The organism is Celeribacter indicus (assembly GCF_000819565.1).
Classification (GTDB): Bacteria; Pseudomonadota; Alphaproteobacteria; order Rhodobacterales; family Rhodobacteraceae; genus Celeribacter; species Celeribacter indicus.
The window spans coordinates 643,218-657,623 of sequence record NZ_CP004393.1 but is presented as its reverse complement, the minus strand read 5'-3'; the positions used below and the strand labels follow the sequence as shown (position 1 = coordinate 657,623).

The 14,406-nt window shown below is 63.0% G+C and carries 8 protein-coding genes; all 8 read right to left on the bottom strand.

Annotated features, from left to right (window positions below):
- Positions 1–48 precede the first annotated feature (48 nt).
- The 8 genes from tuf to rplJ all read right to left on the bottom strand — a co-directional run bounded on the left by tuf (position 49) and on the right by rplJ (position 14,344).
- Positions 49–1,224, bottom strand: a complete 1,176-nt coding sequence (tuf, locus tag P73_RS03295; protein ID WP_043868431.1) for an elongation factor Tu — start codon at positions 1,222–1,224, stop codon at positions 49–51.
- 60 nt (positions 1,225–1,284) lie between these two features.
- The gene (fusA, locus tag P73_RS03290; protein ID WP_043868440.1) at positions 1,285–3,408 is read right to left on the bottom strand and encodes an elongation factor G; all 2,124 of its coding nucleotides are present in this window, start codon (positions 3,406–3,408) and stop codon (positions 1,285–1,287) included.
- 22 nt (positions 3,409–3,430) lie between these two features.
- Positions 3,431–3,901, bottom strand: coding sequence for a 30S ribosomal protein S7 (rpsG, locus tag P73_RS03285; RefSeq protein ID WP_043868439.1), 471 nt, complete (start codon positions 3,899–3,901; stop codon positions 3,431–3,433).
- Between the two features lie 12 nt (positions 3,902–3,913).
- Complete coding sequence (rpsL, locus tag P73_RS03280; RefSeq protein ID WP_005980675.1) at positions 3,914–4,285, bottom strand: 30S ribosomal protein S12; 372 nt, start codon at positions 4,283–4,285, stop codon at positions 3,914–3,916.
- Positions 4,286–4,674: 389 nt separating this feature from the next.
- Entirely contained in the window at positions 4,675–8,916 is a 4,242-nt protein-coding gene (rpoC, locus tag P73_RS03275) for a DNA-directed RNA polymerase subunit beta' (protein WP_043868438.1), read from the bottom strand.
- A gap of 52 nt (positions 8,917–8,968) precedes the next feature.
- Positions 8,969–13,105, bottom strand: a complete 4,137-nt coding sequence (rpoB, locus tag P73_RS03270) for a DNA-directed RNA polymerase subunit beta (protein ID WP_043868437.1) — start codon at positions 13,103–13,105, stop codon at positions 8,969–8,971.
- A gap of 277 nt (positions 13,106–13,382) precedes the next feature.
- Positions 13,383–13,760, bottom strand: coding sequence for a 50S ribosomal protein L7/L12 (gene rplL, locus P73_RS03265; protein ID WP_043868436.1), 378 nt, complete (start codon positions 13,758–13,760; stop codon positions 13,383–13,385).
- 71 nt (positions 13,761–13,831) lie between these two features.
- A complete protein-coding gene (rplJ, locus tag P73_RS03260; protein WP_043871356.1) occupies positions 13,832–14,344 on the bottom strand; it encodes a 50S ribosomal protein L10 in 513 nt (170 codons plus the stop codon).
- Positions 14,345–14,406: the final 62 nt, after the last annotated feature.

Below are 14,406 nucleotides of genomic sequence, written 5' to 3'. Positions count from 1 at the left end.
GCCAAACCGACGGCCGCCCCCTGTCAGAGGCTCTTGCGGAGCCCGAGCTTACTCGAGGATCTTCGACACGACGCCCGAACCCACGGTCCGGCCGCCTTCGCGGATGGCGAAGCGCAGGCCCTCTTCCATCGCGATCGGCGCGATCAGCTCAACCGTGAACTTCAGGTTGTCGCCCGGCATCACCATCTCGGTCCCGTCAGGAAGCTGAACCGTCCCCGTCACGTCCGTCGTCCGGAAGTAGAACTGCGGACGGTAGTTCGCGAAGAACGGCGTGTGGCGGCCGCCCTCTTCCTTGGTCAGGATGTAGACCTCGGATTCGAACTTCTTGTGCGGCTTCACGGAGCCCGGCTTGCACAGCACCTGGCCGCGCTCCACCTGGTCGCGGTCCACGCCGCGCAGCAGCGCGCCGATGTTGTCGCCCGCTTCCCCGCGGTCGAGCAGCTTGCGGAACATCTCGACGCCCGTGCAGGTCGTCTTCTTCGTGTCCTTGATCCCGACGATCTCGATCTCGTCGCCCACGTTGATCACGCCGCGCTCCACGCGACCCGTCACAACCGTGCCGCGGCCGGAGATCGAGAACACGTCCTCGATCGGCATCAGGAACGGCTGGTCCACCGCGCGCTCCGGCTCGGGGATATACTCGTCCACCGCCGCCAGAAGCTCGCGGATCTTGTTCTCCCCGATTTCCGGATCACGGCCTTCGAGCGCGGCCAGAGCCGACCCCGCGATGATCGGAATGTCGTCGCCGGGGAAGTCGTATTCCGACAGAAGCTCGCGCACTTCCATCTCCACGAGCTCCAGAAGCTCCTCGTCGTCGACCTGGTCGACCTTGTTGAGGAACACGACGAGCGCCGGCACGCCGACCTGACGCGCGAGCAGGATGTGCTCACGGGTCTGCGGCATCGGGCCGTCGGCCGCGTTCACCACCAGAATGCCGCCGTCCATCTGCGCCGCACCCGTGATCATGTTCTTCACATAGTCGGCGTGGCCGGGGCAGTCCACGTGCGCGTAGTGCCGGTTCTCGGTCTCGTATTCCACATGCGCCGTCGAAATCGTGATCCCGCGCGCCTTCTCTTCCGGCGCGCCGTCGATCTGGTCGTAGGCCTTGAAGTCGCCGAAGTATTTCGTGATCGCCGCCGTCAGCGTCGTCTTCCCGTGGTCAACGTGGCCGATCGTGCCGATGTTCACGTGCGGTTTGTTGCGCTCAAACTTACCTTTAGCCATAGCGTGGCCTCCTGTTATTCGTGGCGGGAACCGGTGGCAGCCCGGTCCCCGTGGTTACTGTCAGGCGTATTTGGCCTGGATTTCTTCCGAGATGTTCTGCGGAACAGGCTCGTAATGGTCGAACTGCATCGTGAACTGCGCACGGCCCGAGGACATGGAGCGCAGGGTATTGATGTAACCGAACATGTTGGCGAGCGGCACGAAGGCATTGATCGCCACCGCATTGCCGCGCCCTTCCTGGCCGGTCACCTGACCGCGACGGGAGGTCAGATCCCCGATGATGCCGCCGGTATATTCCTCCGGCGTGATCACCTCCACCTTCATCATCGGCTCGAGCAGCTTCGCACCGGCCTTCTTGAGGCCTTCGCGCATGCACATGCGGGACGCGATTTCGAAGGCGAGCACCGAGGAGTCGACGTCATGGAACTTGCCGTCGATGAGCGCCACCTTGAAGTCGATCACCGGGAAGCCGGCGAGCGGGCCGGAGTCCATGACGGACTGGATGCCCTTCTCGACGCCGGGGACGTATTCCTTCGGCACGGCACCGCCGACGATGCGGGATTCGAAGGAATAGCCTTCGCCCGGCTCGGTCGGGGTGATCTCGAGCTTGACCTCGGCGAACTGGCCGGACCCACCCGACTGTTTCTTGTGGGTGTAGGTGTGCTCGATCTTGTGGGAGATGGTCTCCCGATAAGCCACCTGCGGCGCACCGATATTCGCCTCCACCTTGAACTCGCGCTTCAGGCGGTCGACGAGGATGTCGAGGTGAAGCTCGCCCATGCCCTTCATGATCGTCTGACCGGATTCGATATCGGTCTCGACGCGGAAGGACGGATCCTCGGCGGCAAGGCGCGCGAGGCCGGCGGACATCTTCTCCTGGTCGCCCTTCGTCTTCGGCTCGACGGCGATCTCGATCACCGGCTCGGGGAAGGTCATCGTCTCGAGGACGACCGGCTCCTTGGCGTCGCAGAGCGTGTCACCGGTGGTGGTGTCCTTCAGACCCGCCAGAGCGATGATGTCGCCGGCGAAGGCTTCCTCGATCTCCTCGCGGTTGTTGGAGTGCATCATCATCATACGGCCGATGCGCTCTTTCTTGCCCTTGGTGGAGTTCAGGATGCTGTCGCCCTTGCCGAGCACGCCGGAATAGATCCGCGTGAAGGTCAGGGAGCCGACGAACGGGTCGTTCATGATCTTGAAGGCGAGGCCGGCGAAGGGCATGTTGTCGTCCGCACGGCGGGCGATGTTGCGCTCCTCGTTTTCGTCGCCGGGCTTGAAGCCCATGTAATCGACCACGTCGAGCGGGCTCGGCAGGTAGTCGACCACGGCGTTCAGGAGCGGCTGGACGCCCTTGTTCTTGAACGCGGAGCCGCAGAGGACCGGAACGAAGGTCAGCGACAGGCAGCCCTTGCGGATCAGCTTGCGCAGGGTCGGGACGTCGGGTTCTTCGCCTTCGAGATAGGCTTCCATCGCCGCGTCGTCCATCTCGACCGCGTTCTCGACCAGCTTGCCGCGCCATTCGTCGGCGGTGGCCTTCAGCGAGTCACGGATCGGCTGGCGCACCCAGGAGGCGCCGAGGTCTTCGCCCTTCCAGACCCATTCTTCCATGGTCACGAGGTCGATGATGCCCTCGAGCTCGTTCTCCGCGCCGATCGGGATCTGGATCGGGGCGGGAGTCGCGCCGGTGCGATCCGCGATCATGCGCACGCAGTTGAAGAAATCCGCGCCGATCTTGTCCATCTTGTTGACGAAGACGATGCGCGGCACCTTGTAGCGGTCGGCCTGGCGCCACACGGTCTCCGTCTGCGGCTCGACACCGGCATTGGCGTCGAGCACGGCGACGGCGCCGTCGAGCACGGCGAGCGAACGCTCCACCTCGATGGTGAAATCCACGTGTCCGGGCGTGTCGATGATGTTCATACGATACTTGGTATCGTAGGTCCCTTCCGCGGTCGGGTCCTCCTGCCACTGCCAGAAGGTCGTGGTCGCAGCAGACGTGATCGTGATGCCGCGCTCCTGCTCCTGCTCCATCCAGTCCATCGTGGCCGCACCGTCGTGCACCTCGCCGAGGTTGTGGGACTTGCCGGTGTAGAAGAGGATGCGCTCGGAACAGGTCGTCTTGCCTGCGTCGATATGCGCCATGATACCGAAGTTCCGGTATCGTTCGAGGGGATATTCGCGTGCCATGGTGTTCGGTCCTAGGCTTGAGTTACCAGCGGTAGTGGCTGAACGCCTTGTTGGCGTCGGCCATCTTGTGGGTGTCTTCGCGCTTCTTCACAGCAGCGCCACGGCCGTTTACCGCGTCGAGGAGTTCCCCGGCAAGACGTTCTTCCATCGTGTTTTCGTTGCGCGCGCGGGAGGCGGTGATGAGCCACCGGATCGCGAGAGCCTCGCGGCGCTCGGCGCGCACTTCGACGGGAACCTGGTAGGTGGCGCCGCCGACCCGGCGGGAGCGCACCTCGACGGAGGGCTTCACGTTGTCGAGGGCCTCGTGGAAGACCTCCACAGGGGCTTTCTTCAGTCTGGATTCAACACGGTCGAGCGCGTTGTAGACGATCTTCTCGGCAACGGATTTCTTGCCGTCGATCATCAGGTTGTTCATGAACTTGGTCAGGATGCGATCGCCATATTTGGCGTCGGGCAGAACTTCGCGCTTCTCTGCGGCGTGACGACGGGACATTCCGTGCTCTCCTTATTTCGGACGCTTCGCGCCGTATTTCGAACGACGCTGCTTACGGTCTTTGACGCCCTGGGTATCCAGAACACCGCGGAGGATGTGGTAGCGGACACCCGGAAGGTCTTTCACACGGCCGCCACGGATCAGGACCACGGAGTGTTCCTGAAGGTTGTGGCTCTCGCCGGGGATGTAAGAGATGACCTCGTAGCCATTCGTCAGACGCACCTTGGCGACCTTACGCATAGCGGAGTTCGGTTTCTTCGGCGTCGTGGTGTAGACGCGCGTGCACACGCCACGCTTCTGCGGGCATTGCTCCAGGTGCATGGACTTGGAGCGCTTGACTTTGGGCTGACGCGGCTTGCGGATCAGCTGTTGGATCGTCGGCATGGGGCTCTTTCCCGTTTCCTGCTTTGATGAACCTCGGACACAGCCGGGGCGATTACGATTTCTTGTGCCACACGCGTCCGCGTAACACGAAAACCCGCAATCGTTCCCATTCCGAGGCGAACGACGCGGTGAGTTCCCAGAGGATGAAGGCCTCAAAGTGGCCCGCATCTTGATCACTACGATTTAGAAGTCGGCGAAACGGGGACGTCCCCCGAGCCGGATGGAGCGCGGTATATGGAGAGTCGAGGGGCTTGTCAACAGCCGCTCCGGCTTCCCGTCCCGTCCCTGTCCGTCCCGCGCCGCCGGACGCCTCCGGGCGGCAGGTCCGCATGCAGAGGCCCCGCCGTACGGGCGGGGCCTTGCCATTGTTTTCAAACCGAAATCCGGTTTTATTCGTTGCCCTCGGGCGTCTCGACCATGAGGCTGTCGCCATCGTCATCGTCGGACATGTCCATCACCGGGGCCGCGAGCTGGGCTGCGGCTTCGGCTTCGGCGCGCGCTTCCTCGATCACCTTCGCGTCGCGGTCATGCGCGATCTTGCGCACGCGCTGGGTCGCACCGCCCGTACCCGCCGGGATCAGGCGGCCCACGATGATGTTCTCCTTGAGGCCCACGAGCTTGTCGCGCTTGCCCTGCACAGAGGCTTCGGTGAGCACGCGCGTGGTCTCCTGGAAGGAGGCCGCGGAGATGAACGACCGGGTTTGCAGCGACGCCTTGGTGATGCCAAGCAGGATCGGCTGACCTTTCGCCGGACGTCCGCCCTTGGCCTCGGCCTTGGCATTCGCCTCGTCGAACTCGACCTTGTCGACCGCCTCGCCCTTCAGCAGCGTGGTTTCCCCGGAGTCGAGGATCTCCCACTTCTGGAGCATCTGGCGCACGATGACCTCGATGTGCTTGTCGTTGATCTTCACACCCTGAAGGCGATAGACCTCCTGCACCTCATTGATCATGTATTCCGCCAGCGCCTCCACGCCGAGAATGGCGAGGATGTCGTGCGGAGCCGGGTTGCCGTCCATGATGTAGTCGCCCTTCTGGACGAAGTCGCCTTCGGCCACCGGGATGTGCTTGCCTTTCGGCACCATGTATTCGACGGCTTCCTTGGTCTCGTCGGACGGCTCGATCGTGATCCGGCGCTTGTTCTTGTAGTCCTTGCCGAAGCGCACGTAGCCGTCGATCTCCGCGATGATCGCGTGATCTTTCGGGCGGCGTGCCTCGAAGAGTTCGGCCACACGCGGCAGACCGCCGGTGATGTCCTTCGTCTTCGCACCTTCGCGCGGAATACGCGCCACGACGTCACCGGCCTGGATGTCCTGCCCGTCCTCGACGGAGAGGATGGCATCCACGGACATCAGGTAGGTCACCGGGTTGCCGGCCTCATTGCGCGCGGGCTCGCCATCCTCGCCGACGATCAGGATCTCCGGCTTCAGATCGCCGCCGCGCGGCACGGAGCGCCAGTCGGACACGATCTTCTGGGTCATGCCGGTCGCATCGTCGGTCTCGTCGCGGACTGACAGGCCCGTGATGAGGTCGACGAACTTGGCGCGACCGCCCTTCTCCGCGATGATCGGGAGCGTGTAGGGATCCCATTCGAAGAGCTTCGTGCCCCGCGTGATGTCCGCACCCTCTTCCACGAACACCTTCGTGCCGTAGCCGAGTTTGTAGGACGCGCGTTCCACACCGTTCTCGTCGATGATCGCGAGCTGCATGTTGCGGCCCATCACGATCTTCTCGCCGTGCTTGTTCTCGAGCAGGTTGGCGTTGCGGAATTCGATCCGGCCTTCCTGGTTGGCTTCCTGGAAGGATTGCTGGCCACCCTGCGCGACGCCCCCGATGTGGAAGGTCCGCATCGTGAGCTGCGTGCCCGGTTCACCGATGGACTGCGCCGCGATGATGCCGACGGCCTCGCCCTGGTTCACCAGCGTGCCGCGGGCAAGGTCGCGCCCGTAACACTGGGCACAGACGCCCTCTTCCGCCTCGCAGGTCAGCGGCGAGCGGATGCGCATGGACGCAACGCCCGCACCCTCGATCGCGTCGGCCTTGCGTTCGTCGATGAGTTCACCCTTCGACACCAGCACCTCGTCGGTGCCGGGTTTCAGGACGTCCTCGGCGGACACGCGGCCGAGGATGCGCTCGGCGAGCGAGGCGACGATCTCCCCGTCGTTCACCGCCGCTTCGGCCGTCACGGCACGTTCGGTGCCGCAATCGACCTCGCGCACGATACAGTCCTGCGCCACGTCGACGAGACGGCGGGTCAGGTAGCCCGAGTTCGCCGTCTTGAGCGCCGTATCCGACAGGCCCTTCCGCGCACCGTGGGTCGAGTTGAAGTACTCGAGCACGGTCAGGCCTTCCTTGAAGTTCGAGATGATCGGCGTTTCGATGATCTCGCCCGAGGGCTTGGCCATGAGCCCGCGCATGCCGCCCAGCTGTTTCATCTGGGTGACGGAGCCACGGGCCCCCGAGTGCGCCATCATGTAGACCGAGTTCGGCTCCATCTCGGCGCCGGTCTCGTCCCGCTTGTTGGCGGAGATGGTGGACATCATCGCCTCGGTGACCTTGTCGTTGCACTTCGCCCAGGCATCGACGACCTTGTTGTATTTCTCACCCTGGGTGATGAGGCCGTCCATGTATTGCTGTTCGAAATCCTTGACCTGATCGCGCGTGGCCTCGACGATGTCCCATTTGTTGTCGGGGATCACCATGTCGTCCTTGCCGAAGGAGATCCCGGCCTTGAACGCTTCCTTGAAACCCATGGACATGATCTGGTCGCAGAAGATCACGGATTCCTTCTGGCCACAGTAACGGTAGACGGTGTCGATGACCTGCTGCACTTCCTTCTTCCGCAGAAGGCGGTTCACCAGTTCGAACGGCGCCTTCGCGTTGAGCGGCAGGAGCGAACCGAGGCGCAGGCGGCCCGGCGTGGTCTCGTAGCGTTTCCACACCTCCTGGCCGTGGTCGTCGATCTGCTTGATCCGGGCGGTGATTTTCGCGTGCAGGTGCACTTCGCCGGCGGTCAGCGCGTATTCGACTTCCTCGATGTCGGAGAAGACCATGCCTTCGCCCTTCATCCCCTCGCGCTCCATCGTGATGTAATAGAGACCGAGAATCATGTCCTGCGACGGCACGATGATCGGCGCGCCGTTGGCCGGCGACAGCACGTTGTTCGTGGACATCATCAGGACGCGGGCTTCGAGCTGGGCTTCGAGCGAGAGCGGCACGTGGACGGCCATCTGGTCGCCGTCGAAGTCGGCGTTGAAGGCCGAGCAGACGAGCGGGTGCAACTGGATCGCCTTGCCTTCGATCAGCGTGGGCTCGAAGGCCTGGATGCCGAGACGGTGCAGCGTCGGTGCGCGGTTCAGAAGAACCGGGTGCTCGCGGATCACCTCGTCCAGGATGTCCCAGACTTCCGGGCGCTCCTTCTCCACCAGTTTCTTCGCCTGTTTCACCGTCGAGCTGAGACCCTTCGCCTCGAGCCGCGAATAGATGAACGGCTTGAACAGTTCGAGCGCCATCTTCTTCGGCAGGCCGCACTGGTGCAGCTTCAGCTCAGGCCCGGTCACGATGACCGACCGGCCGGAGAAGTCGACGCGCTTGCCGAGAAGGTTCTGGCGGAAGCGGCCCTGTTTGCCTTTCAGCATGTCGGACAGCGACTTCAGCGGGCGCTTGTTGGCCCCCGTAATGACGCGGCCGCGACGGCCGTTGTCGAACAGCGCATCCACGGATTCCTGAAGCATCCGCTTTTCATTGCGCACGATGATGTCGGGCGCACGCAGTTCGATCAGGCGTTTCAGGCGGTTGTTCCGGTTGATCACGCGACGGTAGAGGTCGTTGAGGTCGGAGGTCGCGAAACGGCCACCGTCGAGCGGCACCAGCGGACGGAGTTCCGGCGGGATCACGGGGATCACGGTCAGGATCATCCATTCCGGGCGGTTGCCGGATTCGAGGAAGCTCTCCACGATTTTCAGACGCTTGATGATCTTCTTCGGCTTCAGTTCGCCGGTCGCTTCCTTGAGATCCTCACGGAGCTGTTCCGCGGTGGCCTCGAGGTCGATGTTGGCGAGCATCTTGCGGATCGCCTCGGCGCCGATATCGGCTTCGAAGGCATCCATGCCGTAGGTATCCTGCGCGTCCATATACTCTTCTTCGGTCAGCATCTGACCGTAGGAGAGGTCCGTCAGACCCGGCTCGATCACCACGTAATTCTCGAAATACAGCACCCGCTCGAGATCGCGCAGCGTCATGTCGAGCATGAGGCCGATCCGGGACGGGAGCGATTTCAGGAACCAGATATGCGCGACGGGCGCGGCCAGTTCGATATGGCCCATGCGTTCGCGGCGCACCTTCTGGAGCGTGACCTCGACGCCGCATTTCTCGCAGACGACGCCACGATATTTCATGCGCTTGTATTTGCCGCACAGGCACTCGTAGTCCTTGATCGGGCCGAAGATGCGCGCGCAGAACAGGCCGTCACGCTCGGGCTTGAACGTGCGGTAGTTGATGGTTTCCGGCTTCTTGATCTCGCCATAGGACCAAGACAGGATCCGTTCCGGCGACGCCAGCGAGACCTTGATCTCATCGAAGGTCGACGGCTGGGCCAGCGGATTGAACGGGTTGGTTGTCAGTTCCTGGTTCATGTTTTGAGTTCCTCAAATTGTCTCGTGAGCAAGGGGAGAAGGGCCGGAGCCCTCACTCCTCTCCCTCCGAGTCCAGGAGTTCCATGTTGAGGCCGAGGCCGCGGACTTCCTTCACGAGCACGTTGAAGGATTCCGGCACGCCGGCCTCGAAGTTGTCTTCGCCCTTGACGATCGACTCGTAGACCTTCGCACGGCCCGCCACGTCGTCCGACTTGACCGTGAGCATCTCCTGCAAGGTGTAGGCGGCCCCATAGGCTTCGAGCGCCCAGACCTCCATCTCCCCGAAGCGCTGACCGCCGAACTGCGCCTTGCCCCCGAGCGGCTGCTGGGTGACGAGGGAGTACGGACCCGTGGAACGGGCGTGGATCTTGTCATCCACCAGGTGATGCAGCTTGAGCAGGTATTTCATGCCCACCGTGACCTTGCGGGAGAATTTCTCGCCCGTGCGGCCATCGTAAAGGTCGGACTGCGCGGAGGTGTCGAACCCGGCCCGCGTCAGAGCGTCGTTGATATCGGCCTCTTTCGCACCGTCGAAGACCGGCGTCGCGATCGGCACGCCGCGCGTGACATTGCCCGCCGCCTCGATGAGGTGGTCGTCGTCCATCGGCGCGAAGCCTTCGTCGTAGACCTCTTCACCGTAGACGAATTTCAGCGCGTCACGGACCGGGGTCATGTCACCGGAGCGGCGATATTCGGCCAGCGCCTCGTCGACCTGGAGACCGAGACCGCGCGAGGCCCAGCCCATGTGGGTCTCGAGGATCTGACCGACGTTCATCCGCGAAGGCACGCCGAGCGGGTTGAGGCAGAAGTCGACCGGTGTGCCGTCCGCGAGGAAGGGCATGTCCTCCATGGGAACGACGCGGGAGATGACCCCCTTGTTCCCGTGGCGGCCGGCCATCTTGTCGCCCGGCTGAAGCTTGCGCTTCACCGCGATGAAGACCTTGACCATCTTCATCACGCCCGGCGGCAGGTCGTCGCCGCGACGGACCTTCTCCACCTTGTCCTCGAAGCGGTGCTCGAGTGCCCGTTTCTGCGCCTCGTATTGCGCGTTCAGGGCCTCGACGATCTGCGCGTCGGTCTCGTCCTCGAGGGCGAGCTGCCACCACTGGCCCTTGGAGAGCTGGCCGAGCAGGTCCTCGTCGATCGTGACGTTCGGACGCACGCCCTTCGGACCCTTCACGGCGACCTTGCCGAGAATGAGGTCTTTCAGACGGGCATAGATATTGCGCTCGAGGATCGCCATCTCGTCGTCGCGGTCGCGGGCGAGACGTTCGATTTCCTCACGCTCGATCTGGAGGCTGCGCTCGTCCTTCTCCACGCCGTGACGGTTGAAGACGCGCACTTCCACGACCGTGCCGTAATCGCCCGGCTTCACGCGCAGCGAAGTGTCCCGCACGTCGGATGCCTTCTCGCCGAAGATGGCGCGCAGGAGTTTTTCCTCCGGCGTCATCGGGCTCTCGCCCTTCGGCGTGATCTTACCGACGAGAATGTCACCCGGCTCCACATGGGCGCCGATATAGACGATGCCCGCCTCGTCGAGGTTGCGCAGGGCTTCCTCGCCGACGTTCGGGATGTCGCGGGTGATCTCTTCCGGCCCGAGCTTCGTGTCGCGGGCGGCGACTTCGAATTCCTCGATATGGACCGAGGTGAAGACGTCGTCACGCGCGATGCGCTCGGAGATCAGGATCGAGTCCTCGTAGTTGTAGCCGTTCCACGGCATGAAGGCGACGATCACGTTCTTGCCGAGCGCGAGTTCACCCATGTCCGTGGACGGACCGTCGGCGATGACCTCGCCCTTCGCGACTTCCTGACCCACCTTCACCAGCGGACGCTGGTTGATGCAGGTGTTCTGGTTCGAGCGCTGGAACTTGCGCAGACGGTAGATGTCCACGCCCGGATCGCCCGGCTCCAGATCCTCGGTCGCCCGGATCACGACGCGGGTCGCGTCGACCTGGTCGATCACGCCTGCCCGACGCGCCTGGATGGCGGCGCCGGAGTCGATCGCGACCTTGCCTTCCATGCCGGTGCCGACGAGCGGCGCCTCGGCCCGCAGGAGCGGCACGGCCTGACGCTGCATGTTCGCCCCCATCAGGGCGCGGTTGGCGTCGTCATTCTCGAGGAACGGGATGAGCGCTGCGCCGACCGACACGAGCTGTTTCGGCGACACGTCGATCAGGTCCACGTTGGCCGGCGGGTTCAGCGCGTGCTCGCCACCCTCGCGGGTCGAGACGAGATCGTTCACGAACCGGCCCTCGGCATCGAGATTGGCGTTCGCCTGCGCCACGGTGTGACGCATTTCCTCGGTCGCCGACATGTAGGACACTTCGTCGGTCACCTGACCGTCGACGACCTTGCGATAGGGGGTTTCGATGAAGCCGTACTTGTTCACGCGCGCGAAGGTCGCGAGCGAGTTGATGAGACCGATGTTCGGCCCCTCCGGCGTCTCGATCGGGCACATCCGGCCATAGTGGGTGATATGGACGTCGCGCACCTCGAAGCCCGCGCGCTCGCGCGTCAGGCCACCCGGCCCGAGCGCGGAGAGACGCCGCTTGTGCGTCACTTCCGACAGCGGGTTGGTCTGGTCCATGAACTGCGACAGCTGCGAGGAGCCGAAGAATTCGCGCACCGCGGCGGCGGCCGGTTTCGCGTTGATGAGATCCTGCGGCATGACCGTGTCGATCTCGACCGAGGACATGCGTTCCTTGATCGCGCGCTCCATCCGCAGGAGGCCGACGCGATACTGGTTTTCCATCAGCTCGCCGACGGAGCGGACGCGGCGGTTGCCGAGGTGGTCGATGTCGTCCACCTCACCCTTGCCGTCGCGCAGCTCCACGAGCGCCTTGATACAGGCGACGATGTCCTCCCGGCGCAGGGTGCGCTGGGTGTCCGGCGCGTCGAGGTCGAGGCGCATGTTCATCTTCACGCGACCCACGGCCGACAGGTCGTAGCGCTCGCTGTCGAAGAACAGGCTGTCGAACAGCGTGGAAGCCGCCTCGACGGTCGGCGGCTCGCCCGGACGCATCACGCGATAGATGTCCATCAGCGCGGTCTCGCGGTTCCAGTTCTTGTCGCTTTCCATCGTGTTGCGGATGTAGGCGCCGACATTCACGCCGTCGATGTCGAGGACCGGGATCTCGGTGATCCCGTTGTCGAGCAACGTCTTGAGCGTGCCGCCGACGACGGTGCCGTCCTTGTCCATCTCATAGGTGAGCTCGTCGCCCGCCTCGACATAGATCGCGCCGTTTTCCTCGTTGATGATGTCTTTCGCGACGAACTTGCCCACGATCCGGTCGAAGGGCACGAGAAGCTCGGTCACCGATCCTTCGTCGAGGATCTTCTTGACCGCGCGCGGGGTCATCTTGTCGCCCGCCTTGCAGATCACTTCGCCCGTGGCCGCATCGACGAGGTCATAGGTCGGACGGGTGCCGCGCACGCGCTCGGGGAAGAAGCGGGTCACCCACCCCTTGTTCTTCTCGAGCTTGTAATCGACGGTGTCGTAATAGGCATCGCAGATCGCCTCCTGGTCGAGGCCGAGCGCGTAGAGCAGCGTCGTCACCGGCAGCTTGCGGCGACGGTCGATGCGCGCGTAGACGATGTCCTTGGCGTCGAATTCGAAATCGAGCCAGGAGCCGCGGTAGGGGATGATCCGGCAGGCAAAGAGCAGCTTGCCCGAGGAATGGGTCTTGCCCTTGTCATGATCGAAGAACACGCCCGGAGAGCGGTGCATCTGGGAGACGATCACGCGTTCGGTGCCGTTCACGATGAACGTGCCGTTCGGCGTCATCAGGGGCATGTCGCCCATGAACACGTCCTGTTCCTTGATGTCCTTCACGGATTTCGCGCCGGTGTCCTCGTCCACATCGAACACGATGAGACGCAGCGTGACCTTCAGCGGAGCCGAATAGGTCATGTCGCGCTGCTGGCATTCCTCGACGTCGTATTTCGGCGCCTCGAGCTCGTATTTCACGAATTCGAGCACGGCGGTCTCGTTGAAATCCTTGATCGGGAAGACCGACTGGAACACGCCCTTGATGCCTTCGCCGTCTTGCGGTTCGGAGGCGTCGCCGGATTTCAGGAACAGGTCGTAGGAGGATTTCTGAACCTCGATGAGGTTCGGCATTTCGAGAACTTCGCGAATTTTGCCGTAGTATTTGCGGAGCCGTTTCTGGCCAAGGAAGGACGATGCCATACGCGTCTATACCTTTTCACTTTTTCGCGAGCCACACGCCCCGTTGGGTGCCGGGAGATGTGCCCTGACGAAACAGAGGGTCGCGGTCTATTCCTGCCCCCTGCCCAAAAGGGGGCTCCCGACCGCTGCGACCTCTCCTTGGGAAACCCCCGCCCGCACCGGGCGGCGGGAGCTTTCCAAGACAGGTCCGGATGTTTGCCTGCCCTAAGACAGGTTCGGCTGGACCCGAAAAATCGGGTCCAGCCTGACATGTGGGTTGGCCCGGAGGCCGGAGGCCTCAGGCCAGCTCGACAGTCGCGCCAGCGGCTTCGAGTTTGCCCTTGATCTCTTCGGCTTCTTCTTTCGAAGCGCCTTCCTTGATCTTGCCGCCGGCTTCGACGAGCTCTTTGGCTTCCTTGAGGCCCAGGCCGGTGATGCCGCGGACTTCCTTGATCACGTTGATTTTCGAAGCGCCGGCGTCCTTCAGGACGACGTCGAATTCGGTTTTCTCTTCGGCAGCGGCCGCGCCGGCATCGCCGGCCGGGCCGGCCACCATCACGGCGCCGCCGGCGGCGGGCTCGATGCCGTATTCTTCTTTGAGGATTTCTTTCAGCTCTTGGGCTTCGAGAAGGGTGAGACCAACGATCTCTTCAGCGAGTTTTTTCAGATCAGCCATTGTACTGTTTCCGTTCGTTTAAGTGTGTTCCAACATGAGCCATTTCAACCCACGCAGGTGCATTTGGATGCTCAGGCAGCCTTTTCCTCGATCGTGGAAAGGATGCCCGCGATGTTCGAAGCGGGTGCGCCAATCGCGCCGGCGATGTTGGAAGCGGGTGCGCCGATGCAGCTCGCGATCTGAGCCAGGAGCTCTTCGCGGGAGGGCATCTTGGAAACACGCTCAACACCTGTGACGTCGAGACCTTCACCGCCCATTGCGCCACCGAGAATCTGTAGTTTCTCGTTGTCTTTGGCGTAATCCACGACCACTTTCGCAGCAGCGACAGGGTCTTCGGAATAGGCGAGAACGGTCATGCCGTTGAGAAGATCGCTGATCGGTTGGTTCGGCGTTCCCTCAAGGGCGATTTTGGCGAGCCGGTTCTTGGCAACGCGAACTGCACCACCGGCAGAGCGCATGCGCGCCCGCAGATCCTGCATTTCAGCAACCGTAAGACCTGCGTAGTGTGCAACGACGACCACGCCAGAGCTTTCAAAGATCTGACCGAGTTCCTCGATCACCTTTTCTTTTTGTGCTCTATCCACAGTTTTACTCCAAGTATGGGAGGGTTGCCCCTCCCGGCTCAATTCTACCTCGGCCTTGCAGG